19 protein-coding genes and 3 tRNA genes are annotated in these 25396 nt (G+C 37.9%); 13 read left to right on the top strand and 9 right to left on the bottom strand.

The annotated features are described in order from the left end of the window. Positions 1-42 precede the first annotated feature (42 nt). Positions 43-504, top strand: a complete 462-nt coding sequence (locus tag SK086_RS11185; protein ID WP_324691699.1) for a DUF1569 domain-containing protein — start codon at positions 43-45, stop codon at positions 502-504. A 57-nt stretch (positions 505-561) separates the two neighbouring features. Continuing rightward, positions 562-2694, top strand: a complete 2133-nt coding sequence (locus SK086_RS11180) for a S9 family peptidase (RefSeq protein WP_324691697.1) — start codon at positions 562-564, stop codon at positions 2692-2694. A gap of 197 nt (positions 2695-2891) precedes the next feature. On the opposite strand, the gene SK086_RS11175 is transcribed toward SK086_RS11180, so the two are convergent. The 6 genes from SK086_RS11175 to tgt form a co-directional block, all read right to left on the bottom strand. Beyond that, entirely contained in the window at positions 2892-4151 is a 1260-nt protein-coding gene (locus SK086_RS11175; RefSeq protein WP_290874471.1) for an asparagine synthetase B, read from the bottom strand. An 83-nt stretch (positions 4152-4234) separates the two neighbouring features. After that, the gene (gene dnaB, locus SK086_RS11170; protein WP_290874474.1) at positions 4235-5779 is read right to left on the bottom strand and encodes a replicative DNA helicase; all 1545 of its coding nucleotides are present in this window, start codon (positions 5777-5779) and stop codon (positions 4235-4237) included. A gap of 141 nt (positions 5780-5920) precedes the next feature. Continuing rightward, positions 5921-6874 carry an acetyl-CoA carboxylase carboxyltransferase subunit alpha gene (locus SK086_RS11165; RefSeq protein ID WP_290874477.1) on the bottom strand — a complete coding sequence of 318 codons (954 nt, stop codon included), beginning with the start codon at positions 6872-6874 and terminating at the stop codon, positions 5921-5923. A 104-nt stretch (positions 6875-6978) separates the two neighbouring features. Then, positions 6979-7863 (bottom strand): DMT family transporter, encoded by an 885-nt coding sequence (locus SK086_RS11160; protein ID WP_324691696.1) that lies wholly within the window; start codon positions 7861-7863, stop codon positions 6979-6981. After that, positions 7850-8935, bottom strand: a complete 1086-nt coding sequence (locus SK086_RS11155) for an LptF/LptG family permease (RefSeq protein WP_324691694.1) — start codon at positions 8933-8935, stop codon at positions 7850-7852. Before SK086_RS11155 ends, SK086_RS11160 begins: the two co-directional genes overlap by 14 nt. 96 nt (positions 8936-9031) lie before the next feature. Next, positions 9032-10162, bottom strand: coding sequence for a tRNA guanosine(34) transglycosylase Tgt (gene tgt, locus SK086_RS11150; RefSeq protein WP_324691692.1), 1131 nt, complete (start codon positions 10160-10162; stop codon positions 9032-9034). A gap of 145 nt (positions 10163-10307) precedes the next feature. Here tgt and SK086_RS11145 point away from each other — a divergent pair, with 145 nt between their 5' ends. The 3 genes from SK086_RS11145 to SK086_RS11135 all read left to right on the top strand — a co-directional run bounded on the left by SK086_RS11145 (position 10308) and on the right by SK086_RS11135 (position 12725). Beyond that, a complete protein-coding gene (locus tag SK086_RS11145; RefSeq protein WP_290874490.1) occupies positions 10308-10814 on the top strand; it encodes a GNAT family N-acetyltransferase in 507 nt (168 codons plus the stop codon). A 107-nt stretch (positions 10815-10921) separates the two neighbouring features. Continuing rightward, positions 10922-11767 (top strand): transketolase, encoded by an 846-nt coding sequence (locus SK086_RS11140; RefSeq protein ID WP_324691691.1) that lies wholly within the window; start codon positions 10922-10924, stop codon positions 11765-11767. A gap of 4 nt (positions 11768-11771) precedes the next feature. Continuing rightward, positions 11772-12725 carry a transketolase family protein gene (locus SK086_RS11135; protein WP_324691689.1) on the top strand — a complete coding sequence of 318 codons (954 nt, stop codon included), beginning with the start codon at positions 11772-11774 and terminating at the stop codon, positions 12723-12725. 52 nt (positions 12726-12777) lie between these two features. Here SK086_RS11135 and SK086_RS11130 read toward each other — a convergent pair whose 3' ends face one another. Next, positions 12778-13812 (bottom strand): FKBP-type peptidyl-prolyl cis-trans isomerase, encoded by a 1035-nt coding sequence (locus SK086_RS11130; RefSeq protein WP_324691688.1) that lies wholly within the window; start codon positions 13810-13812, stop codon positions 12778-12780. 78 nt (positions 13813-13890) lie between these two features. On the opposite strand from SK086_RS11130, the gene SK086_RS11125 reads away from it, so the two are divergent. Further along, complete coding sequence (locus SK086_RS11125; protein WP_324691687.1) at positions 13891-14265, top strand: RNA-binding S4 domain-containing protein; 375 nt, start codon at positions 13891-13893, stop codon at positions 14263-14265. Between the two features lie 52 nt (positions 14266-14317). Here the strand turns inward: SK086_RS11125 and SK086_RS11120 are convergent, their stop codons facing one another. Then, positions 14318-20173: a fibronectin type III domain-containing protein gene (locus SK086_RS11120; protein ID WP_324691684.1), complete on the bottom strand. Its 5856-nt coding sequence runs from the start codon at positions 20171-20173 to the stop codon at positions 14318-14320. Between the two features lie 345 nt (positions 20174-20518). Between SK086_RS11120 and SK086_RS11115 the strand changes: the two genes are divergently transcribed. Further along, positions 20519-21013: a phosphoribosyltransferase family protein gene (locus tag SK086_RS11115; RefSeq protein ID WP_324691683.1), complete on the top strand. Its 495-nt coding sequence runs from the start codon at positions 20519-20521 to the stop codon at positions 21011-21013. On the opposite strand, the gene SK086_RS11110 is transcribed toward SK086_RS11115, so the two are convergent. After that, positions 21005-21523 (bottom strand): shikimate kinase, encoded by a 519-nt coding sequence (locus SK086_RS11110; protein WP_324691682.1) that lies wholly within the window; start codon positions 21521-21523, stop codon positions 21005-21007. The two genes, SK086_RS11115 and SK086_RS11110, sit on opposite strands and share 9 nt — an antisense overlap. 127 nt (positions 21524-21650) lie before the next feature. On the opposite strand from SK086_RS11110, the gene SK086_RS11105 reads away from it, so the two are divergent. The 6 genes from SK086_RS11105 (at position 21651) to SK086_RS11080 (ending at position 25395) form a co-directional block, all read left to right on the top strand. Next, positions 21651-21723: transfer RNA gene (locus SK086_RS11105), tRNA-Lys, on the top strand. Between the two features lie 23 nt (positions 21724-21746). After that, positions 21747-21819, top strand: a tRNA-Lys gene (locus SK086_RS11100). Positions 21820-21858: 39 nt separating this feature from the next. Then, positions 21859-21940, top strand: a tRNA-Leu gene (locus SK086_RS11095). Positions 21941-22139: 199 nt separating this feature from the next. Beyond that, positions 22140-23036: a MerR family transcriptional regulator gene (locus SK086_RS11090; protein ID WP_324691681.1), complete on the top strand. Its 897-nt coding sequence runs from the start codon at positions 22140-22142 to the stop codon at positions 23034-23036. Positions 23037-23084: 48 nt separating this feature from the next. Next, complete coding sequence (locus tag SK086_RS11085; protein ID WP_324691680.1) at positions 23085-24542, top strand: phytoene desaturase family protein; 1458 nt, start codon at positions 23085-23087, stop codon at positions 24540-24542. A 13-nt stretch (positions 24543-24555) separates the two neighbouring features. Next, entirely contained in the window at positions 24556-25395 is an 840-nt protein-coding gene (locus SK086_RS11080; RefSeq protein ID WP_290874518.1) for a phytoene/squalene synthase family protein, read from the top strand. Position 25396: the final 1 nt, after the last annotated feature.

Genomic DNA, 25396 nt, shown 5'->3' with positions numbered 1-25396 from the left:
CCCAAATCCAATCAGGTTTGGGATTTTTTGAATACAATCATTATGAAAGAATTAAACAATTTATTATCCCAAATAGAAAATGCAATTCCGCATTGGGAAAAACAAAATACGACCATTTCCATAGCCACCGTAGGTTGGCAATTAGACCATAGCTTATTGGTTATTAATGGTATTATTTCTCAATTAAGTAAATCTAATCCCAATAATTATAAATGGAGGTTTAATCTGAGCCGGATTTATATCCAATGTCGCAATGCGATTCCCAGAGGCAAAGCCAAAGCGCCAAAACAAGTGAGACCGGTTGACAACACTTCCATAGAAGACTTACAAAATAAATTAGCAACCGCTAAAAACAATATGGCCTTGCTTCAAAAACTTGATAAAAACAGTTATTTCACACATCCGTATTTTGGCGACTTGAATTTGAAAGCAACCATTTGGTTCCTGAAATTGCATACCCGACATCATTTGAAAATCGTTAACAACATCATAAACAAAGGATAATTCTAAGTAAAGATTATCCTTTTTTTATACATTTACGGTCAACAAAAAATTTACTTCATGAACCGTAAGATTATCCTTTTCCTCAGCTTGTTACTGACTGTGACTCTACAAGCGCAAAAGAAAAAAATAACATTAGAAGAAGCCGTATTACAGCAAGGTCGTGCCTTTAGAGCCGATGGTTTAACCGGTTTTCAATGGATACCCAACACCAACAAATACGTGTTTTACACCGATGCTTGGACCAAAATAAAATCGGCTTCCACCACCAATGATGCTGCTGCCGAATTGGTTTCTTTAGCGGATATTAATACTGCCTTTGGCACCAAATTGAAAAACTTCTTTGGGTTGCAATGGATAGATGCTAACACTTTTATGGTGACAGAAAATGGTAAATATTACCAATACAATTTATCCACCAAAACCGGAAAACAAACAATACAAGCACCGGAAACGGCTGAAAATGCAACTTTCGACAGCAACAAAGCAAACTTGGCTTTCACAGAATCGAACAACTTGTACTTCATCAACAGCAAAGGCGAAAAAGTAACCGTAACCAACGAAACCAATAAAGGTATCGTATCCGGACAATCGATTGCCAGAAACGAGTTTGGTATAAGCGGCGGTATTTTCTGGTCACCTAAATCCAGCTATTTGGCTTTCTACCAAAAAGACGAAACCGAAGTAGCCGATTATCCTTTGCTAAACATCACCGAAACACCGGGTAAATTGGTCAACATCAAATACCCGATGATTGGTCAAAAAAGCGAAAAACCACGCGTTGGGATTTACAATGTAACCACCGGTAAAACGGTTTTCATAGCTCCAAAAGGAAATCAAGACGACTATTTAACCAACTTATCTTGGACACCGGACGAAAAATATGTTTTGATAGCCGAATTGAATCGCGGTCAAAACGATATGAGCCTAAACTTATACGATGCTGCAACCGGAACGTTTATCAGAACCATTTTAAACGAAAAAAATCCACGTTGGGTAGAACCGGAACACGAAGCCTTTTTCCCGAATGCCAAATCGAATAACTTTGTTTGGTTCAGCGAAAAAGACGGTTTCCAAAACTTGTATTACTACACTTTAGAAGGTAAATTGATTAAGCAGTTGACCAATAACCAGTTTGTAACTCGTGATATCATCGGTACCAACACTGCCGGAACCGAAATTTATTTCAAAGCTACCGGACCAAACCCAACGAATATGTTGGTGTATAAAGTTGACTTAAAAGGCAAACAAACTTTAATCACCAAAGACCAAGGTGTTCACAACGTAGTGCCGAGTGCGGACGGAAATTGGTTCTTTGACGAATTTTCAAACCATGATACGCCATCAAAATCATTACTGTACGATAAAAACCTTAAAGCTAAAACGCTTTTAGTAAGCCCGAATAAATACGACGGTTACGAAATCGGAACAGCCGACATCAAAACCATCAAGTCAGCCGACGGGACAACCGATTTATACACGCGTTTGATCAAACCAAGTCATTTCGATCCAACCAAAAAATATCCGGTTTTAGTGTATGTTTACGGCGGTCCGCATGCGCAAATGATTACCAATTCCTATTTAGACGGCGCCAATTTATGGATGTATTGGATGGCTGAACAAGGCTATTTGGTATTCACGTTAGACAACAGAGGTTCGGACAATCGCGGTTTTGCTTTTGAAAGCATCATCCACGGCAATCTCGGAAACAACGAAATGGACGACCAACTCAAAGGTGTGGAATACTTAAAATCGTTGCCTTATGTTGATGGCAATCGCTTGGCGGTTCACGGCTGGAGTTACGGAGGTTTCATGACCACTTCCCTAATGTTGCGCAAACCTGATACCTTTAAAGTAGGCGTTGCCGGTGGTCCGGTAATCGATTGGAAATGGTATGAAGTGATGTATGGCGAACGCTATATGGATACACCGGCAGAAAATGCTAAAGGATTTGAAGAAAACACCGTGTACAATTACGTAAAAAACCTTAAAGGAAAATTGCTTTTAATCCACGGCACAAACGATGACGTAGTAGTAGAACAACACAATTTATCGTTAGTCAAAAAGTTTGTGGAAGCCGGGAAGCAAGTCGATTATTTCCCTTACCCAATGCACAAACACAACGTAACCGGTAAAGACCGAGTGCATTTGATTCAAAAAGTATTGAACTACGTGATTGAGAATAATAAATAATATCAGAAGCTAATCCCGCTATTCGTTACAATCTTTTTATTGTTTTGTCACCCTGAGCGCAGTCGAAGGGAATATCTTTAAAACAATAAAAAGGATTTCCACTACTATCGGGGCTAAAAAAATCCCAAATTCCAATTGTCACACTGAGCTTGTCGAAGTGAATTGGAATTTGGGATTTCTCCTTTAAAACGTTACCGTTAGGTTTTCTGTGGTTTCTTTCTGGCTGCCGGGAACAACACATTATTTAATATCAACCGGAAACCGGGAGACGTTGGATGCAAGTCTAAAACCGTTGGCTCATCGCCTACTCTATGCTGATAATCCTCAGGATCGTGTCCACCGTAAAACGTAAAGAAGCCTTTTCCTTTTTGACCGTGAATGTAACGGGCTTCATCATTGAGCTCATTCTTGCCCAAAATTAAAACATTCGATTTGATTAACTCGCTGTCGAAAGCCGTGGTTTGTCCCATGAAACCTTTCACCAACTGCGTGTGATTTTGGCACAACATACTCGGAATCACATCCCATTTTGCGGAGAATTCCATCAAAGTGAAATAGTCTTTTTCAAACGGAATGCGGCGTTTCTCCGTCATATCTATATCCGAAAACTCGTAATGCTCCGGTTTTCTGTCGAGGATAAAATTCTTAAACGCGAAAGTCTTGTTGTAATCAATTTGCGATTGGTAGTTGGCATCACTGTTATCGCCGTCAAACATCGGTTCGCAAATGTCCACACCTTCCGCCGATAGCGCTATGTCAAAACTATCCGTCGCCGAACACATGGCGAACATAAAACCGCCACCAATCACAAAGTCGCGTATTTTTTTGGCTACTCCTAATTTCTCTTGCGATACTTTACCATAGCCTAATTTAGCAGCTAAAGCTTCCGCCTCTTTTTTTTGCTCAATATACCAAGGTGCATTGCGGTAGGCGCCATAAAACTTACCATACTGACCGGTAAAATCCTCGTGGTGCAAATGCAACCAATCGTATAGAATAAGTTGGTCACTCAATACTTCTTCATCATAAATCACTTTAAACGGAATTTCCGCATAAGTCAGCACCATCGTAACCGCATCGTCCCAAGGTTGTTTGCCCGGAGGTGAATAAACGGCTATCTTAGGCGCTTTCTCTAACACCACGGTTTCCATATTTTGAGACGGACTCGAAATATCGTCTAAAATGGACTGCATCTCTGCATCGGAAATCACTTCGAAACTCACCCCTCGAATTTGACACTCTTTGCGAATTTCAGGTACATCGGGCAACAAAAAAGAACCGCCGCGATAGTTAAGCAACCAACTCGCTTTGTATTGTTTGTCGAGTGCCCAATAGGTAATACCATAAGCTTTTAGATGGTTTTTCTGCGCTACTTCATCCATTGGCAATAATAAAAAATTGGCCTTAGCGGAAAAGGAAAGCAATAGGAAGAAAATGTAAAGTGACTTTTTAAACATTCGCAGCAATATTTTACTCAAAGATAACCGATTTTCTGTGAAAATAATCATAAAAAAATCCCGACTGAATCGGGATTGTTATTTTAAAACGGAACGTCGCTATCGTCGTCATTGGTATTGATATTACTACCAAAAGCTTCATTGGCAGATGGCAGGTTTTTGGTAAAAAACGGATTATCATCGCTGTTCATGCGCGACGGTAAATCGTCAAAACTACTGCCGTATTCTTCAAGGTTGTCAAATTTACCCAAATTACCGATGAATTTCAAACGGATGTTTTCCAAAGAACCGTTACGGTGTTTAGCGATGATAAATTCGGCTTGTCCGGCGGTTGGCGATTGTTCTTCGTCGTCCCATTCGTCAATTTTGTAATATTCCGGACGATAGATAAACGAAACGATATCGGCATCTTGCTCAATCGCACCCGATTCACGCAAGTCGGACAACAAAGGTCTTTTGCTGGAACCACGCGTTTCTACGGCACGGGAAAGCTGAGATAAGGCAATCACCGGCACTTCCAACTCTTTGGCCAAAGCCTTTAAGTTTCTTGAGATGGTAGAAATTTCTTGTTCACGATTTCCGCCACCTTTACCGTTACCACCGGCTGTCATCAACTGAAGGTAATCAACGATAATCATTTTGATCCCGTGTTGGGAAGACAAACGACGGGCTTTCGCTCTTAAATCGAAGATGGAAAGCGATGGTGTGTCATCGATGTATAAAGGTGCTTTTTCTAGGTCTTTTACTTTGGTGGACAACTGTTCCCACTCGTGTTTTTCCAATTTTCCGGTACGCAATTTCTCGGAAGACAAGCCGGTTTCAGAGGAAATCAAACGGGTGATTAACTGTACAGAAGACATCTCCAACGAAAATAGCGCAACCGGTGCACCATAGTCTATTGCCATGTTACGGGCCATCGACAATACGAAAGCTGTTTTACCCATACCCGGACGTGCGGCAATAATAATTAAATCCGACGGTTGCCAACCTGAAGTCACTTTATCCAGTTTTTCAAAACCGGTAGCAATACCGCTCAATCCTTCTTTATTGGCAATCTCTTCGATTCTTTTCTTGGCTTGGATAACCAAACTTTGCGCAGTTTCCGAGCTTCGTTTGATGTTGCCTTGCGTTACTTCGTATAGTTTGGACTCGGCTTTATCGAGCAAATCGAACACGTCTGTAGATTCGTCATAAGACTCTTCGATAATTTCCGAAGAAATTTTAATCAAACTTCTTTGGATGTATTTCTGCAAAATAATTCTCGAATGGAACTCGATGTGCGCCGACGAGGAGATTTTTTGAGTGAGTTGAATGAGATAGAAATCGCCACCCGCCAATTCTAATTTGCCGTTCTTTTTGAGCTGAGCGGAAACTGTTAACAAGTCGATAGGCTGAGAATCGGTGAATAACTGAAAAATCGCCTCGAATATGTGTTTGTGAGCGTCTTTGTAAAAAGCGTCGGGTTGCAAGATATCGATAACCTCATCTACCCCTTTTTTATCGATCATCATAGCACCCAAAACCGCTTCTTCTAAATCGAGTGCTTGCGGCGGGAGTTTGCCTTTTTCTAAATTGATGATGGTAGTTTTATCTACCTTAATCGGGTTAATATTTCTGAGATTTTCCATGAAACGAAAGTAACCAATTTGGTCAAATTAATGAGATTGAGTTATTCAAAAACGATGTTTATAAGTTTGCTTTTTTTGTTGATAACCCAAAAAAAATCCGAAACCATAGGGCTTCGGATTTGAGTTAAATTTTGTGAGAATTTATTCCTTGAATTCGCCCATTTTACTGTATTTATCCATCCTTTGCGACACTAATTCGGCTGTTGATAAGTCTTTTAATTCGTTAAAGGCCTTCATGATATATTGTTCTACTGTTTTAAAAGTAGTTTCTTTATCGTAATGTGCGCCACCAAGCGGTTCCGGAATAACATCATCAACCAATTTCATTTTTTTCATATCCGCAGAAGTCAGTTTTAAAGCTTCGGCAGCTTGCTCTTTGTATTCCCAGCTTTTCCATAAGATAGACGAACAAGATTCAGGAGAAATCACGGAATACCAAGTGTTTTCCATCATTAATACTCTGTCTCCAACGCCAATGCCCAAAGCACCACCGGAAGCACCTTCACCAATAATCACACAAATAATAGGCACTTTTAAGCGAATCATTTCCAAAATATTACGGGCGATGGCTTCTCCTTGTCCGCGCTCTTCAGCTTCTAATCCGGGAAAAGCACCAGGAGTATCGATTAGGGTTACTACAGGAATGTTGAATTTCTCAGCCATTTTCATCAAGCGAAGTGCTTTTCGGTAACCTTCAGGACTGGCCATACCAAAGTTGCGTAACTGACGCATTTTGGTATTAATTCCTTTTTGTTGTCCGATTAACATGAACGATTGACCGTCGATTTTACCCAAACCGCCCACCATGGCTTTGTCATCCTTGAAATTTCTGTCGCCAAATAATTCTAAGAAAGTACCATTGGTTAAGTTGGTAATGTGTTCTAAAGTGTAAGGTCTGTTAGGGTGACGAGACAACTGCACGCGTTGCCAAGCTGTTAAATTTTTATAGATTTTTCTTTTAGTTTCTTCTAATTTTTTCTCTATTTGTTTGCAAGTGTTGGTCACGTCTACATCAGATTCTTGACCGATTAACTGGCATTTATCTAGTTGATCTTCTAATTCCTTGATAGGGAGTTCAAAATCTAAATATTCCATAGGTTGTTAGTTTTGTTTAAACGAGTAGCAAATATAAAATTTTAAATTGTGATAAAAAGCAATTCCGACGGATTAGTTTTAAACAATCAAAAGTCGCAGTCTTTTCAGGAAGCAGTCTTTTTTCGGCTTTTAATTACAGCATTCAAAAGAACTGTCAGTAAGATTATAAAGGCACCGATGTAAAAGCCAAAGCTCATTTTTTCTTTCTCTTCAAAGATCAAAACGGCCAAAATGATGCCATAAATCGGTTCCAAATTAATGGTAAGCATTACGGTATACGGACTTAAAAATTTCATCACCGATGTGGAAGCAATAAAGGCATAAGCCGTACAAACCGAACTCAAAATCAGTAAATACAATAAATCTTTCACAGACAACTGAAAGAACGATACCGAAAAACTTCCGAAGAACAATAAAATAAAAGAAAAGAAAACTACGCCACCGCTGAGTTCGTAAAATGAGATTACGGTTGCGTCGTAAGATTGAACCAATCGGCTATTAATAACAGCGAACAAAGCCGATAAAAAGGCGGAAGACAAAGCCGTTAAAATACCCAAGAAATAGTTCCCTTCTACATTGAAAATGATATACAATCCCACTACAACCAACAAACCGAAAAACAACTCATAAGGGACTATTTTCTTTCCGTACAAAATTGGTTCTAAGATAGCAGCAAATAAGGCGCCGGTTGACAAACAGGCCAAAGTGATGGAAACGTTTGAAATTTTTATCGCATGAAAAAAAGTAAACCAATGCAAGGCAATGACCAATCCGGAAAACAAAAACTGCATTAAAATTTTGAAAGGAACGCGTAATGGCAACTTTTTATAGTAGAGGTAAATCGCAATAAACCCAACAGCAAATAGCATTCTGAACCAAACCAACGGCAAAGCATCCAAAGTAATCAAAGCGCCTAAAATAGCTGTAAATCCCCAAATGAAAACTATCAAATGAAGGTGCAAATAGCTTTTTAAGTTATCGTTTGGCATTTCGTAAGAGGTAAAGCGCTAAAATGCCGAAAACAATATTAGGTGTCCAAACAGCTAACAAAGGTGGCGCTGTGGATTTTTCAGCTAAAACGCCAAATACCTTGTCTAAAAAGACAAACGCAAAAGCCAAAACGATACCGATAGCCAAGTTGGCTCCCATTCCACCACGACGCTTCATTGCGGAAACCGCTACGGCAATAATCGTTAAAATGAAGGCCGAAACCGGTATACTGTATTTTTTGTACAATACCACTAAATAAGTATTGATATTAGATGAACCACGGGCTTTTTCCTTATCGATAAACTTGTGCAATTCGTTCAGTGGTAGTGTTTCGGCTATGTAAACCACCGGCGTTAAATCTTCCAAATCAAAATTAAAAACGGTGTCTTTTCGCTCGGCAGTTTCAATGATATCACCCATTGCCCCTACTTTGCGTTTGGTGTAATTGAACAAGGTATAATTTTTCTCTTTCGGGTTCCATTTGATACGGTTGGCAATGAGTTTGTATTTCAATTGATCGCCTTCAAACTTCTCCATGGAAAAATTATAAGCCGTTTGATTGACTTCTTGAAAATTACTAACGAAAATATATTCGTCTTTGCTGATTTGTCGAAATACATCGGAATTGTCTCTGACTTCATTTTGACCATTTCCGATAAGGTATTTGTACCGGAAACTTTTGAAACCGGCACTGGCACTCGGCACCAAAAAAATGCTCATGATTAAAGCAAAAACAGAAATAATAGTAGCCCCAATAATGTATGGTCGCATAAAACGACTAAAGGAAATTCCGGAACTCAGAATGGCAATAATTTCGGTATTGTTGGCTAGCTTAGAGGTAAACCAAATCACCGACAAAAACAAAAAAATCGGAAATAACAAGTTAGCGAAATAGATGGTAAAGTCGAGATAATAAAGTGCAATTTCTTTGAAAGGCACTTTGTTTTCAATCATTCGATTGACTTTCTCCGAAACATCAATCACGATACCAATAGGAATAAACATCAGTAACATTACAGAAAAAGTTACCAAGTATCGTTTTAAGATGTATTTGTCTATTATTTTCAGCATTGATTATTTGATTATTAGACTGTTAGACTTCTTAGACTGACTTAGACTTTCTATATATCTGAAAGGCGAAGCCTAGTCTAAGCGGTGCAACCGCTACTAGAGTCGCTGGCTCATTTGCTTCACCATCATGTCTTTCCAAGTTCTGAAATCACCTGCTAAGATATGTTTCCTGGCTTCACGAACCAACCACATGTAAAATCCGAGGTTGTGTATGGTAGCAATTTGTTTGCCTAAAAACTCATTGGCAGCAAACAAGTGTCGCAAATATGCTTTGGTATATTCGGTATCTACAAAGGTGTGACCCATTTCATCAATGGGAGAAAAATCGGCTTCCCATTTTTTATTTTTGATGTTGATGGTTCCGTTGGCCGTAAACAACATACCATTTCTGGCATTACGGGTTGGCATCACGCAATCGAACATATCAATACCTAAAGCGATATTTTCCAAGATGTTAATCGGCGTTCCGACACCCATCAAATACCTTGGTTTATCTTGTGGTAAAATGGCTGTTACGACTTCGGTCATGGCGTACATTTCTTCAGCTGGTTCTCCTACTGATAAGCCTCCGATAGCATTCCCTTGCGCACCGGCATTGGCAATGTATTCGGCAGATTGTTGGCGCAAATCTTTATAAGTACTACCTTGAACTATAGGGAAAAAAGTTTGGTCATAACCGTACTTGGTTGGCACTTTTTCCAAATGTTTAATACAACGATCTAACCAACGGTGCGTCATGTGCATCGATCGTTGGGCATAGCGATAATCGCAAGGATAAGGCGTACACTCGTCGAAAGCCATGATGATATCGGCACCAATGGTGCGTTGAATTTCCATCACATTTTCGGGAGTAAATACATGGTAAGAACCGTCGATATGTGATTTAAATTTTACACCCTCTTCCTTAATTTTACGGTTAGCTGAGAGTGAGTACACTTGGTAGCCACCGCTGTCAGTTAAAATATTTCGGTCCCAATTCATAAACTTATGCAATCCGCCGGCTTTTTCCAAAATATCGGTTTGCGGACGAAGGTACAAGTGGTAGGTATTTCCCAGAATGATATCGGGATTGATTTCTTCTTTCAATTCGCGTTGGTGTACGCCTTTCACAGACGCCACAGTACCAACAGGCATAAATATTGGGGTTTCAATTACACCGTGATCAGTAGTAATACTTCCGGCACGGGCACTTGAATTGGGGTCTTTGGCTAATAAATCAAATTTCATAAAACGCTTTTACAGTCGGCAAAGATAAAAGATTTCAGTTTCAGGATTCAGGATTTAGGATTTTATTTAACAGGTTATCCTATCCTTACATTGCGATGGTAAAAATGTTATTGTTACTTTAGACAACAAAAAAAACGAAAAACAAATGACACAGTTGCCACCCTACGATTCTTTTCCGGAGATTCAAAACACTATTGTTTTGTTAAGAGATATTTTACCTACAGAAGCTGAGGCCATTATTGATATTTCCTATTATAATGGTAAAAAAGCGACTACTGTAGATGATGTATTACTGATGCTGGCTAAAATCCGAAAAGATTACAGAGAGGGTAATGCAATCAATTGGGGAATCGTTGAAGTTGCCAGCGGAAAAATTGCGGGTTCTTGTGGATTTTACAGAGGATTTGAAAACGGGACAGGCGAATTGGGCTGTATTTTACATGAAGCATTCAGAGGCAAAGGATTAATGACATCCGCCATGCAATTGGCTATTCAATTCGGATGGAAACAATTGCAATTGAGTCGCATTATTTCGATTACCAAAAAAGACAATAACAAGGCTATTCAACTCTTGAAACGTTTAGGTTTTGTTGAAATAGCCCATTTGGAAAACAATTACACAGAATATGAGTTGAAAAAACCTAACACTTAGAGCTACCCTAAAGCTTATTGATAAACCTTTAATAACTTGTTTTAAAATCATTTGCCTTCCTATAAAATTAGAAGTACTTTTGAGGCATAATTATACATCCTTTTATAATGTCAAACACACAACATTTACAAGATTTTACAACCCAAGTCAGAAGAGACATTCTTCGTATGGTTCATGCCGTAAATTCGGGACATCCCGGAGGATCTTTGGGTTGCGCTGAATTTTTCACCGTTTTGTACCAACACCAAATGCAACGCAAAGCCGGATTTGATATGAACGGTATTGGTGAAGATTTATTTTTCCTTTCTAACGGCCATATTTCGCCTGTTTTTTACAGCGTTTTAGCCCGTAGCGGTTATTTTCCGGTATCGGAATTGGCTACTTTCCGCAAACTAAACTCTCGTTTGCAAGGCCATCCTACTACTCACGAAGGCTTACCGGGCATTCGCATGGCTTCGGGTTCTTTGGGACAAGGTTTATCCGTAGCGATTGGTGCTGCACAAGCCAAAAAATTGAACGGTGACCAACATTTGGTTTACTCACTACACGGTGACGGTGAACTACAGGAAGGTCAAAATTGGGAAGCCATCATGTACGCTTCTGCTAAAAAAGTGGACAATTTAATCGCTACAATTGATTACAACGGCCAACAAATTGACGGCTCTACGGATGATGTTTTGAGTTTGGGGAATTTAAAAGCCAAGTTTGAAGCTTTTGATTGGGATGTTTTGGAAATTACAGAAGGTAACAATATCGAAGCAATCAAAGACGGTTTAGCCGAAGCGAAAAGCAGAACAGGAAAAGGAAAACCGGTTTGTGTATTGATGCACACCGTTATGGGGAATGGTGTTGATTTTATGATGAACACGCACGCTTGGCACGGAAAAGCACCAAATGACGAACAACTGGCTAATGGATTAGCTCAGAATAAAGAAACCTTAGGCGACTACTAAAATTATGAAAAAATATACAAATACAGGAAGTAAAGATACCCGTTCCGGATTTGGAGCAGGAATGACCGAATTGGGACAAAAGAATGAAAACGTGGTGGCACTTTGTGCCGATTTGATTGGCTCATTGAAATTTGACGATTTCAAAAAGAACCATCCGGAGCGTTTTTTCCAAATTGGAATTGCCGAGGCTAATATGATAGGTATAGCAGCAGGATTAACCATTGGTGGTAAAATTCCGTTTACCGGTACTTTTGCCAATTTCTCTACCGGAAGAGTTTACGATCAAATTCGCCAATCGGTGGCTTACTCTGATAAAAACGTGAAGATTTGTGCCTCACACGCCGGATTAACCTTAGGAGAAGATGGTGCTACGCATCAAATTTTAGAAGACATCGGATTGATGAAAATGTTACCGGGTATGACGGTAATCAATACTTGTGATTACAATCAGACTAAAGCAGCTACTATTGCTTTAGCGGAGCATCATGGTCCGGCTTATTTGCGATTCGGGCGTCCGGTTGTACCTAATTTCACACCGGCTGATGAACCGTTCATTATTGGAAAAGCCATCATGCTCAATGAAGGTACTGATGTAACGATCATTGCTACTGGACATTTGGTTTGGGAAGCTTTAATTGCTGCAGAAGCATTAGAAGCTAAAGGAATTTCTGCTGAAGTCATCAACATCCATACTATTAAACCTTTAGATGACGAAGCCATTTTGAAATCGGTTGCCAAAACCGGTTGCGTAGTTACCGCTGAAGAGCACAATATTTTGGGCGGATTAGGAGAAAGCGTTGCCAGAGTGCTGGCTTTGAATACGCCGGTACCTCAAGAATTTGTAGCCGTTAATGACAGCTTTGGCGAAAGTGGTACACCGGAGCAATTGATGGAAAAATACAAATTGAATCACCAAGCTATAGTAGAAGCTACAGAGCGAGTGATGAAAAGAAAATAATTCCTCATCATTCATTATAAAAAGAAAAGCCGCTAAAATTAGCGGCTTTTTTTTATTGATTGTGATTGCAAAGATTGGATAAATGTCTTTTCTTGCCATCGCTGCAAAGCGGAATATCGGCAAAAGGATAAGGGTCGTCTGTAAGTGGATTATTGATTTCGCTGGCGGTGGTAAAGAAATCACCATCATCATCAATATCCAGAAAATCAGGAACGCCATCACCATCCGTATCATCCGGATTGTCAACATCTTCCGCTAAAACTCTCACATAACCATCCGGAACACCATTGATAACAGTAACAGAACCATCGGCATTTACAATAGAAGAACTGATATCTTCCAAATATGACGGGATGCCATCGCTATCGTTATCCACCCTTTGAATTTCATACAATTTAAAACTGAAAATTAAAGGAGAATAGGATGGTATGGTGCCTGAAGAGTTGTTGTAATAACCCAACCCTGAAGGTATAAACATTATACCGGCACCAAAATCATTATAAGACACAGTTCCGTCGGGATTAGCATTGTAACTACCTGTTTTAAACTTAGGGAATATCTCTTGCCAACCTTTAATTAGTGAAGATAAAGTAAGATATGATTCCGGATTGATTGATTCTTCAAACTGTTTGAAAGTCAACGTTTCTACTTCTTCACTATTCACTGTTTCAGTTTTAGTGTAAATGTAACTTCCCTTGTAGGAGGTCAGCACTCTGTCTACATTACAAGGAGAACTGCTCGTTGGTCCGGATCCTTGACGCAATGAAATGTAATATATCTTGTAAGTGATATCATCTTGTGATACATAATGGGCCTGTAAAGGATATTGTGTTTGGTTCCAAACTGAAGTTTGGGTACCGCCTTCAGGTATTTCATAAAAAGAGACGTCTTGATCATCTGTGTTACCGGGGTTGTTCGTTACCTCCATATAATGAGTTTGTAAAAACTCTTCCATATTGGCTAAATCTGTTGCATACTGTTCAGCATAATCTCGCTTTGGAACTGTAGGATTACGATCGCTTGGCGTACAAGACACAATAAAAATTGCTGTAATAAAAAGTAAAGCAATTCTATAAAAATTATTCATTTTATACTATTTTTGAGGTCGCAAGATACAATATTGATTTATTTTTGTGAAGTATTTAACGTTGATTTTGGAAAAAAAATGAGAGTGGATAAATATCTTTGGTGTGTTCGGTATTACAAAACCCGAAATATGGTAACTGAAGCTTGCCGAAAGAATCAAATTACGGTAAACGGCCAGGTAGCCAAGCCTTCCAGAGAAGTTTTCCCGATGGATAAAATCACTTTTCGTAAAGACCAAATCACCTACAGCATTACAGTATTAGACATTCCTTTAAACCGTGTCGGAGCCAAGTTGGTTGATATTTATCGAAAAGATGAAACACCAGCTGAAGCATTTGCCCATTTGGAGATGTTGAAGCTATCAAAAGAACATTATCGCAAATCCGGTGTTGGACGACCAACCAAAAAAGACAGAAGAGATCTTGAAAATTTTGACCTGGACAATGAAGAATAACCAAAAAAAAATTAGGAAAAATTATAATACAATGTCTTTTTTTATAACCTGATTATTTTACTACTTTTTTGGTAATAATCTGTCCGTTTTCCAATTTTAATTGGATCAAAATCAATTCATTACTAAGTCCAACATTAATAATTGTTTGATTAGCGTTAATTTCGTTTAATTCATACAGTAAACGACCTCTAACATCAAATACTTTTACCGAGTCCATGGTAAATTGCCCAGTATTAACAACAAAGCTCTGCTCTGAATCTTTATATATTACGACCTCATTAGAAGACAAATCAGTATTACCAACACTTAATGTTCCCGTTTCAAATTTAATTCTAAATCGATCATCAAAAGTTCCTGATGGAGTAGAAAATTCATAATCGCCGGATCTTAAATCGTGGGTAATATTGATTTGTGTATCCTCTAAATAAATATTTTGACTGTTGAATAATCCATCAAAATTTGACAATCTTATTTTATAAACACCGGCAACAGTTGATTTAAACCCTAAAGGAATTACATCGGTTTGATTAAATGGTAATGCCCTACCTTGAATGGATAACTTTTTTCCTTCTTGCGGAATATATAATGTTACCACATTACCCATATCAATCATTTCACCATCAAATCCCCTGTCAATTCCTGTATTGGTAGCATTTTGAATGTAGGCAACGAGTGTTTGTTTAAAGGCACCTTGATTGTTATACACATCTAGCCAAAAACGATGACGGTCAAAAACAACTGTATTTTGGTTGTTTTGATTACTCATCCTGAAAAATTGGTCATTATTTCCAGAAAGCCTCATACTATTTTTAAAAATAATGTTTCCAGAAGATAAACCCTTAACGAAAAACCCTTGTCCTGATGCAATCTTACCGTTAGGCACACTGTTATTCAATCCTGGATTAATCGCTTGAGAACCTGTACCGACTCCTCCTGCATAATTGTACATAGCATAATCACCCGTATTATAAACATTGTTAGTTATAGGAGTATTATGTGTCCATAAATAAATCGTAGCATCAATTAATGGAGTATTGGTTGCATCTGATAAAAAGGCATCTGCACTTAACGCACTAGGGTAAGGATTTCCGATTAAGTTGAATTGATTTGCATTACCTATAATTGGCAAAGAAATATCACCAGTATTAGGAACACCAACAAAGGCACCATTAAAATTATTAGGAGTTGTAAAATTAAATGGAGATACATCAGGAGCTCTGACAAGATAACCTTTTCCCGGAATCATTGGAACATTTGTTGTTGCGTATGCCCAATTGGTTATTAATGGATTGTAATAAAAAAACAATGCTGTTGAAGGTGAAAATGACAGTAACGTTTGCGGAAAAACAGGTGATGACCAATAAACATAATCAAGTCTTTTAATTGGAGTACTGATTCTCTTGTAAGTGATATTTCCGGTATTAGAGAAAGGCAAGCCTAAATTATTAAGAGAATTTACCTGAACTAAGCTAGCATTATTCTCAAAAGTTAACGTACCGCTTACTATTTTAACATCGTTTTGAACATGTAAAGTATGATCAGAATTAATCACAACATTACCTGATAAAACCTCTATGGAACAAGCTTCGATATCACCTGTTGAGTAAAAAGTGGAAGCTCCACAGTCAAAAATAACTTTAGTATTAGAATTGGGTAATCCATCACTCCATGAAACACCATCCCAACGAGTCGAAGCGTAGTTAATTGATACGAAATTAGAATAAACAACAGGACAACTTCCATTTTGGATAACGACTCTGTAATAACGCGTACCGGAAAAAGTCCCAATTTCACTAGAAGTTAATATAGAGTTTGTATTGGCTATAGATGTTAAACCTGAGGTAAAAGCGGAATCGTTGGCATACTCCCAGCGCACAATATTACCTCCTGAAAAACCTGTCAGAACTAAGTTCCCAGCTTGCCAAGTCGCACAAACTGATTGACTATCCGAGAGTACTCCTGCTATCGGAGTTGGTATAACTGTAATATTTGTTGAAGAACTTGCTGAACAACCGTTAGAACCAACCACACTGCCAGTGTAAATTGTTGTCTCAGTTGGCTTTGTATATATAGTTCCCGTTGGTGTACCGGCAATATACGGAATTGAAGCTGCTGCATCAAAAAAAAGTGCTGTTGGGGGATTCCATGTCACTTCTACCGCTAAATTTCCGGTAATATTAACATTGTCAATAGCCCATCCAAAATCCCAAGTAGCATCATATAAAAATCTGATTTTTACATTAGCAAGGCCAACGTAAGCATTCATACTGATAGACGCATTTGTAAAACTCGAAGGTGAACCTTGATTAGAAAGATAATTTCCAATAATTGTCCAACTACTCCCGCCATCTGTAGAGACTTCAACCCTTGCTTTGTTTCCCGGTATATACCTCAAGAAATGGAAAAAACTTAAAGTTGCACTAGTGTAACCAGATAAATTAATCGATGGAGATTCCAAATAAGTCAAAGTTCTATTAGTCCCCGGACTTCCTTGTGCATCAGAATTAGTCAAATAAAATTGAGAAACATCATTACTATTCATAGTAATATTCCAATAAGAACTTGAGTAAGGATACGGACTTGGTCTCAAAGTCCAAGCTGCATTGGCAACAATACCACCAACAGAAGCATTTATTTTATTCCAACTATTAGTTGGTGCATTAAAGTCTTCACTGAAAATAACCACCGGCGTAGATAAATCCAAATTGGCATTTAAGGTTTGTATGGCTCCTTCACACAAACTTATAGCAGCCGGAACAATTGCAATTGCAGGAGGATCAGGTTTCACTACAACAGTGTAAGCAATAACAGAGGAACACAAACTACCTGTTGATTGAGATGCCGTTAAAATGTAATTTGTTGTAATTAAAGGGTTAAAATTAAAGCCTGTAGTAATATTTCCAGATAAGCCTACCGTTGTATTCCATGCAAAGGTATCATATGAATCTGCTCCAGTTAAAGTTATCAAACCAACCGATTCTCCTTTGCATATGGTTGATGAAGTCCCGCTAAAAGATATTACCGGTGGAGCAGTTACTGTTGCAGTAACCGGAGTTAATAACGATCTACAAATATTTGATAATTTCCAATTGTAAGCATAAAAGAAGAAGGTATTATCATAATCATTTCCATTAATATTTGCAATGGATGAGTTGTAAGGGTAAGATGCATTGTCTATGTTTCCAATCAATCCGGAAGCTGGTAGTGTCTCGAAATATAAAAAGTAATTGCCTATCGCCAAATCTAAAGTTAATGGAATTGTTTGGGGTGTATTACCTCCGGCTGCACTTGTTATGTATGTATAGGTAGCTACAATAACATTCACTGAATTCCGAATTTCAATCGTACCATTTTGACCCGCTGTCATTGGATAGATATCAAAAGATTGTAATGTTGTTGCGGATGTCACCGAAAAGCTTATCAATGTTTGTGTAGTTTGAGAGCCTAACGAGCCGCCTTGCAAAGAAGGTGAAATTGGCCCCAAACTAACCAATCCGCCGGGTGCTTTAGATTGTGCATAATAAACCGTTGTAGCTGATAAAGTTGGTGTAACAAAAGTAGTACCGGTTGACAATAATGTGGTCCCCGTTGAATCAGCATACCATTCAATAATTGATCCTGGTGACCCAATGGCTTGCAAACTGGCAGAACCTCCTCCACAAAGTGTACCCGCAGTTACATTTAAAGGTAGTGCAGCTGCACAATCTGTACTGAAGGTTTGGATATTACTCCAAATACTCTTATCAGAACTACTACAGTTTCCTCTAACCCAAACATAATACAAAGTAGCCGGAGCCAATCCGGAGACCGTGGCTGTAGTTTCACCAAAACCAACTGTTGCATTAGGAGTTACTGAAAACCCGGGAGTAATATTTGAGGTACTAACGTAAACATCGTAACCATCGGCTGGTTCAGGCACTGAGGCAGACCAAGCAATGACTGCTGAATTACTGTTTACAGAAAGAATTGATAAATCATTCGGTTCATAACATGTTGGAGATACAATAATACTAATATCATCGATCAATATTTTACTCTGACTCGCAAAACTATACCCTTGAAAACCAATATAATAAACATTATTAGATACCGGAGTAAAATCTACAGTGGCTGTTTGATAAACAGTATTCTGAAAATTTGATAAATCTAATATAGTGTTGTTCATATTACTCTCACTTGCTCCTGTTCCCAGACGAACTCTCAAATTCTCAGAATAAATACCGACGCTTTGCGTATTGTATTTAAACCTTAAACGGTAGGTAACACCTGCTGTTAAATTCAACCCCGGAGTAAAAAACCAATCATCAGAATCTGTCGTAGTACTTGTAACCAAATGCAATGCGTTAGGATTAGAAGCAGGTTGAACATTTTGAGTACTCCAACTAGTTGAATCCGAATTGTTATCGGCTGTAGTAAAACAACTTGGGATAGAATTTACCGCAGTAGTATCAAAATTTTGAAAGTAAGGTATATCATAAGCACCGCAAATAGTTGTACATGTTGCTGTTGCACTATTGACATTACAAGTTATCCCAACAGCTCTAACCCTAAAATAATAAGTTGTTAAAGAGGACAAACCAGATACAACAAAGTTGGTTGACCCCGAAGTTGATACTGCGGAAAAACCAGGTAGCAAAGCGGTAAAAGTACTATTAGTTGATACATCTATAAGGTAATCTGTTGCTCCTGTAACTGCATTCCATGAAGCAGTAAATGAATTCCCTTCTACAGTAGATGCAGTTAAACCTGTTGGAGCTGCAATACAAGTTGTTTTTGAAGCAGAAATCATTGCCCCTAAATTGTAATAAGGTCCTCCTAGACATCCTGCATTGTATGGAATAATCCAATAATAGTAGGTTGTGTTAGGTGTTAACCCTGTTTGTGTAAATGCAGTTGCATTGGTAACACTAAGTACAGTGTAAGTCCCAGATATAACATTTGAAACTGCCCAGTATGTTCGATTAGGTAAATCAGTGATAGTTGGAGGAGTATTTGATAAACTTCTCAGAATTAAATAATTGGTAGGTGCCGGACTGGCAGCTGTAAAACTATTACCCACAAAAGAAGTTGGTGTTACATTGGTATTACCCACAACCAAAGATGATGGTCCGGCTGTTGGGCTTGTACAAGGTAATGAAGGTGTATAAGTATATTTTAAACCATTGTTAGGATATTCTGTAAGACTGGTTCTGACAGTACTAGAATTGGCAGTTCCGTTTGTTGTCTTACCCAACCATGCAGCATTAGTATTAACCCCGGTTTGTAATCTGTTTTGAACATCTCTTTGGGTAAAATTATTTGATGCTCCCCTAATCCCAACTTGTGCATTTAGAGCCGTAACATCATCAGGAGCACATACTCCATAAGAGAATTCGATTGTGTTACTAGTTTCATTCAATCTAATCTGAAAATTGAAGTTCCCTGTTTTAGACTTCCTTCTGACATTACTCCATTGAACAACGAAAGTTCTGTTTGGGGCAGAACCGATAGTTTGATAAGTAATATTATCCGTTGTAGCAATCAAATCAAGACCTAAAGCACTAATCGTTCCTCCATTAGTAAAAACTGTTGCAACACTTAAAGGAAGATAATTATTAGCGGTTGGTTGAACTCCAAATGATATATAACCATTAGGACTGATGAAGCATTGGGTTTGTGTTATGCCGTCATAAACAAAATCAAACCCCAAAGCGGCTTGAAAAGCTGATCCCGGAGTATGATCATCCCAAGGTGCTGTGTAGGCAACCGAAGGACTAGTTAAAGCATTGTATACAGCATTTGATTCACTAAATGAATAAGTGGCAACTTGCGCTTTGGTTGTTTGATAAAAGCAAAACAACACTATGACACCAACCAAATCAATCCATCTTTTTTTATACTTAAAACCAAATCCTTTTCTAAAAAACATACAAATCAATAGGTATAATTCAACGTGAAGCAATAACGAAATTTAAAATCAAAACAAAAAATGATTATCATAAATCAATAAAAACCAGCCCAATAGATAATCACTGGTAAATTTATAGCAAAACTTTAAATTATTAAGTGATTCAAAAAAATTGTTTTAAATAATCGCCAAAAGACATTAAAAAATCGACAAAAAGCACTCAACTGTAGATGTAGCAATAAATAACTTACATCCATAAAAAACATCTATTACTTTTCGGTAAGTATTTTTACATACTAAACATCATTTTAACTAATGGGTTTATAAAAGTAAAAAGAAGCCATTATCTTTGATAAAAAAATTAAGATGACAAATATTATTCTCAACCACCAGGAAATTGAGCACAAAATCAAGAGAATTGCTTACCAAATATACGAAACTTTTGCCGATGAACAAGAAGTAGTCATTGCCGGTATTACCAGTAACGGCTTCGTTTTAGCTCAAAAAATCGGACTTGTTTTAAATGAAATCACTAAAAGCAATATTATTTTGTGTGAAGTCAAAATAGATAAAATCCATCCTGCCAATCCCATTACTACTTCTGTAGCTCCTGAAGTATATCAAAACAAATGCATTGTATTAGTTGACGATGTATTGAATTCGGGAACGACTTTAATTTACGGCGTAAAGCACTTTTTGGAGGTTCCTGTAAAAAAATTCAAAACGGTGGTTCTGATTGACCGCAACCACAAAAAATATCCTGTAAAAGCTGATTTTAAAGGACTTTCCCTTTCCACATCTTTGAAAGAGCATGTGCAAGTGGTTTTTGAGCCTCAAAATGATCACGCTTATTTAGTTTAGAAGTTGCAGAATTTCCTCGGCTACTGCCTGAGACGTTTTTCCATCAACCGACACATTGTGGGTGGCCTGATGGTAAAAGTAACTGCGATCGAAAAGGTGCTTGGCGATAAACTCTTTCAACTCTTCTTCCGTTTTTCCGGTAACTAAAGGACGCTTATTGCTTTCTGACAACAAACGTTCATACAGTACGGGAATAGAAGCCTTGAGATAAAAAGAAGTAATGCCGTCTCCGTTCAACAACAAATGATTGTTGGCATAACAAGGTGTTCCGCCACCGGTAGCGATAACCAATGAGTTGGGATTTTCCAACCATTTCTTTAATTCGAGATGTTCTTTTTTTCTAAAATAGATTTCGCCATGATTTGCAAATATCTCACTTATCGATAGGTTTTCATTTTTTTCGATGTTTTCGTCCAAATCAACGAAGGCAATTTTCAATTTTTCAGCTACTATTTTACCAACAGTCGACTTCCCTACTGCCATATAACCCACTAAAACAATTTTAACCATCGCAATAAAACCTTATAAATTAAGCCCTTACAGACCATCATTGAAAAAAGGCAAATTTATAGCAAATTTGCTTTGAAATATAAATAATAAGGTCTTATATTTGCACCCGCATTCAAGAAATGAAATTGACTCGATAGCTCAGTTGGTAGAGCACAACACTTTTAATGTTGGGGTCCTGGGTTCGAGCCCCAGTCGGGTCACAATTTTTCTTGTCATGCTATTAGACTCGATAGCTCAGTTGGTAGAGCACAACACTTTTAATGTTGGGGTCCTGGGTTCGAGCCCCAGTCGGGTCACAAAAAGTTGTTCGCCAAGCGGATGACTTTTTTTTTTACGGCCACGTGGAGAAATTGGTAGACTCGCCATCTTGAGGGGGTGGTGTCGCAAGACGTGTCAGTTCGAATCTGATCGTGGTCACACTTTAAATTAGAAAACACTCTTTTAGGGGTGTTTTTTTTTGCACAATTCTCCCCATTCTTTACTTATAAATACATCTCAATCAAAAGTATTTTGTAAGTGATTTTTCAATCTATTACTCTTTTTTTGAAAGTTTTAGCATAAAAACAGTTGTGGTAAATTAATTTTATTAATTTTGTTTAACTAATTTCAATAAAAGATGAACAACATAAAAAGTGTTTTTAGTATCAAAGACTTGGAAAACCTGTCCGGTATTAAGGCACATACAATCAGAATTTGGGAGAAAAGGTATAATGTGCTCGAACCTATGAGAACAGAAACCAATATCCGAATGTATGATTTGGAGAATCTTCAAAAGCTATTAAACATTACGCTGCTTCACAATCACGGCTATAAAATTTCGAAAATTTCAAAATTATCGGAAGATCGAATTCCACAATTAGTAAATGAAATCATTTCTGAGAAAAGTGCCAAACATCACGCCATTAGTTCGTTTAAATTGGCCATGATGAATTTTGACCAAGCGTTATTTTTCAACACTTACAATAGATTACTTTCAGAAAAATCATTCCGTGACGTTTTTTACGAGGTTTTCATTCCGCTGATTCAAGAGCTTGGACTATTGTGGCAAACCAATACCATTAGTCCTGCACATGAACATTTCATCACTTACTTAATCAAACAAAAAATTCTAACCAATACTGAAGTAGTTCAATCTCAAGAGCCCACAAGAGATGACAAAGTATTTGTGTTGTATCTTCCAGACAATGAAGTACACGAACTAGGCTTGATGTATTTGAATTATGAAATACTGAGCCACGGTTACAAAACGATATATTTAGGAGAAAGTGTACCCACAGAAAGCTTAAAAGATCTAAAAAAACATTTTGACAACATTGTTTACATTTGTTACACTACTGTAGAACCAACAAAATCAGAAATCAATGCCTATGTGAAGGAACTGCAAACTGAAATCATGGTGGACTCTTCGAGACTTTGGCTTATTGGTCGCATGATTGAACATGTAGATTCTAAGTTAATATCAGAAAAAATCACTACCTTCAACTCCATTAAAGAATTAGTAGAATTTATCTAGACAAATATTTTTTTATTGTTTAACTTTTTTCTATTTTTGTTAAACAATATGAGAAAGAAAATTAAAATAATCGGATCCGGTTTTTCGTCACTAGCCGCAGCTTGTTATCTGGCACAACAAGGTAATGAAGTAACAGTTTACGAAAAAAACAGCACTATCGGAGGCAGAGCTCGTCAGCTCAAAAAAGAAGGCTTTACGTTCGACATCGGACCAACATGGTATTGGATGCCGGATGTATTTGAACGTTTTTTTGCCGATTTTGGTAAAAAACCTTCAGATTATTACGAACTAATCAAATTGAATCCGGCTTATCAAGTGTATTTCGGCGTGAAGGACTTTGTGACCATAGCCGACAATCTTCCTGAAATCATCACCGTTTTCGAATCCATTGAGAAAGGCAGTGGTGCCAAACTGGCGGAATTCATGAAAGAAGCCCAAAGCAATTATGATATCGCCATCAAAGATTTGGTCTATCGCCCCGGTGTTTCACCATTAGAATTGGTAACATTGGAAACAGCCAAAAAAGTCAATCAGTTTTTTGGGAATATTTCCAAAGATATTCGTCGCCGTTTCAAAAACACCAAACTCATCCAAATCCTTGAGTTTCCGGTTTTGTTCTTGGGCGCTAAACCTTCTGACACACCTTCTTTTTACAGCTTCATGAACTTTGCCGATTTTGGTTTGGGTACTTGGCATCCTAAAAACGGGATGTACAGTGTTATCCTAGCTATGGAAAGTTTAGCCAAAGAATTAGGAGTAACATTCCACTTGAATGCCAATGTCGAAAAAATAATGGTGCAAAATGGAATTGCTGAGGCTTTGGTTGTAAACGGAGAAATCGTTAAAGGCGATGTTATTTTAAGCGGTGCCGATTACCATCACAGCGAAAGTTTACTAGATGCGCCTTACAGAGCTTATTCTGAAAAATATTGGGACAAGAGAACGTTTGCACCTTCTTCCCTACTGTTTTATGTAGGTTTTGACAAAAAAATTGAGAACGTAGAACACCATTCGTTGTTTTTTGATGTAGATTTCGACAAACACGCAGAAGCCATTTACGATTATCCACAGTGGCCTAAAGAACCGCTTTTTTATGCTAGTTTTCCCTCGAAAACAGACGATAATGCAGCGCCTGAAGGCAAAGAAGCCGGTATTTTCTTAATTCCCTTAGCTCCGGGATTGAAAGATACCGCCGAGTTGAGAAATTTGTATTTTGAAAAGATTATTTCTCGCTTTGAAAGATTAACACAACAAACTGTAAAAGAAAATGTTATCTTTAGAGAATCTTTTTGTGTCAACGACTTCATCAAAGATTATAATTCGTACAAAGGGAATGCATACGGCTTAGCCAATACCCTATTGCAAACCGCTTTTTTAAGACCTAAATTGAAAAGTAAAAAAGTCAAAAACCTATTTTTTACCGGTCAATTAACTGTTCCTGGACCCGGCGTTCCACCGTCGTTAATTTCCGGAAAATTAGTAGCTGAACTTATAGAAAAAAACTAAAAAATACCATGCTATGAAATCAATCTTTGACACCGTATCATTTGATTGCAGCAAAAATGTAACGAAGTCTTACAGTACTTCATTTTCTGCTGCCGTAAAAATGTTAGCACCAAGCATTCGTCAAGACATTTACAACATCTATGGGTTTGTGCGCTTTGCGGATGAAATTGTGGATACTTTTCACGATTACAATAAAGAACTATTATTTGAGCGATTTGAAAAAGATTTAGCCGAGGCTTTAGAACATAAAATCAGCTTGAATCCGATTTTAAATTCTTTTCAGCACACAGTAAACAAATATCAAATACCGAACAGTTTGATTGCGGCCTTCATGAAAAGCATGAAGATGGATTTGCACAAAAAAGAATACCAAACCTATGATGAATACCATGAATACATTTACGGTTCTGCGGACGTAGTAGGTTTAATGTGTTTGAAAGTATTTGTAAACGGCGATGATAAAAAATATGCCGAATTAGAACATTCAGCCATGCGATTGGGATCGGCGTTTCAGAAAGTGAATTTCTTACGTGACTTGAAAGCTGATTTTGAAGATTTGAGCAGAACCTATTTCCCTAACACCGATTTATCTCGTTTAGATGAACAATCGAAAAACGAAATTATCAAAGAAATTGAAGCTGATTTTCAAGTAGGTTTTGAAGGCATTTTAAAACTGCCTTTGGAAGCCAAATTCGGAGTTTACACGGCTTTTGTGTACTATAAAAAGTTGTTGTCTAAATTAAAAAAGACACCTTCTATGGAAATCAAAAATACCCGAATCAGAGTGCCGGATTACGAGAAAATTGGTTTACTAGCAAAGTGTTATGTGAATTATCGTTTAAATTTAATCTAAA

Source organism: Flavobacterium cheonhonense (genome assembly GCF_035671315.1).
Classification (GTDB): Bacteria; Bacteroidota; Bacteroidia; order Flavobacteriales; family Flavobacteriaceae; genus Flavobacterium; species Flavobacterium cheonhonense.
The sequence above is the reverse complement of the archived record's forward strand: the minus strand, read 5'-3'. Positions and strand labels throughout refer to the sequence as shown.

What these genes read in the sequence shown, in the direction of transcription:
- SK086_RS11185 (WP_324691699.1), top strand. Translation starts at nt 43, where the DNA reads ATGAAAGAATTAAACAATTTATTATCCCAAATAGAAAATGCAATTCCG.
- SK086_RS11180 (WP_324691697.1), top strand. Translation starts at nt 562, where the DNA reads ATGAACCGTAAGATTATCCTTTTCCTCAGCTTGTTACTGACTGTGACT.
- SK086_RS11175 (WP_290874471.1), bottom strand. Translation starts at nt 4,151, where the DNA reads ATGTTTAAAAAGTCACTTTACATTTTCTTCCTATTGCTTTCCTTTTCC.
- dnaB (WP_290874474.1), bottom strand. Translation starts at nt 5,779, where the DNA reads ATGGAAAATCTCAGAAATATTAACCCGATTAAGGTAGATAAAACTACC.
- SK086_RS11165 (WP_290874477.1), bottom strand. Translation starts at nt 6,874, where the DNA reads ATGGAATATTTAGATTTTGAACTCCCTATCAAGGAATTAGAAGATCAA.
- SK086_RS11160 (WP_324691696.1), bottom strand. Translation starts at nt 7,863, where the DNA reads ATGCCAAACGATAACTTAAAAAGCTATTTGCACCTTCATTTGATAGTT.
- SK086_RS11155 (WP_324691694.1), bottom strand. Translation starts at nt 8,935, where the DNA reads ATGCTGAAAATAATAGACAAATACATCTTAAAACGATACTTGGTAACT.
- tgt (WP_324691692.1), bottom strand. Translation starts at nt 10,162, where the DNA reads ATGAAATTTGATTTATTAGCCAAAGACCCCAATTCAAGTGCCCGTGCC.
- SK086_RS11145 (WP_290874490.1), top strand. Translation starts at nt 10,308, where the DNA reads ATGACACAGTTGCCACCCTACGATTCTTTTCCGGAGATTCAAAACACT.
- SK086_RS11140 (WP_324691691.1), top strand. Translation starts at nt 10,922, where the DNA reads ATGTCAAACACACAACATTTACAAGATTTTACAACCCAAGTCAGAAGA.
- SK086_RS11135 (WP_324691689.1), top strand. Translation starts at nt 11,772, where the DNA reads ATGAAAAAATATACAAATACAGGAAGTAAAGATACCCGTTCCGGATTT.
- SK086_RS11130 (WP_324691688.1), bottom strand. Translation starts at nt 13,812, where the DNA reads ATGAATAATTTTTATAGAATTGCTTTACTTTTTATTACAGCAATTTTT.
- SK086_RS11125 (WP_324691687.1), top strand. Translation starts at nt 13,891, where the DNA reads ATGAGAGTGGATAAATATCTTTGGTGTGTTCGGTATTACAAAACCCGA.
- SK086_RS11120 (WP_324691684.1), bottom strand. Translation starts at nt 20,173, where the DNA reads ATGTTTTTTAGAAAAGGATTTGGTTTTAAGTATAAAAAAAGATGGATT.
- SK086_RS11115 (WP_324691683.1), top strand. Translation starts at nt 20,519, where the DNA reads ATGACAAATATTATTCTCAACCACCAGGAAATTGAGCACAAAATCAAG.
- SK086_RS11110 (WP_324691682.1), bottom strand. Translation starts at nt 21,523, where the DNA reads ATGGTTAAAATTGTTTTAGTGGGTTATATGGCAGTAGGGAAGTCGACT.
- SK086_RS11090 (WP_324691681.1), top strand. Translation starts at nt 22,140, where the DNA reads ATGAACAACATAAAAAGTGTTTTTAGTATCAAAGACTTGGAAAACCTG.
- SK086_RS11085 (WP_324691680.1), top strand. Translation starts at nt 23,085, where the DNA reads ATGAGAAAGAAAATTAAAATAATCGGATCCGGTTTTTCGTCACTAGCC.
- SK086_RS11080 (WP_290874518.1), top strand. Translation starts at nt 24,556, where the DNA reads ATGAAATCAATCTTTGACACCGTATCATTTGATTGCAGCAAAAATGTA.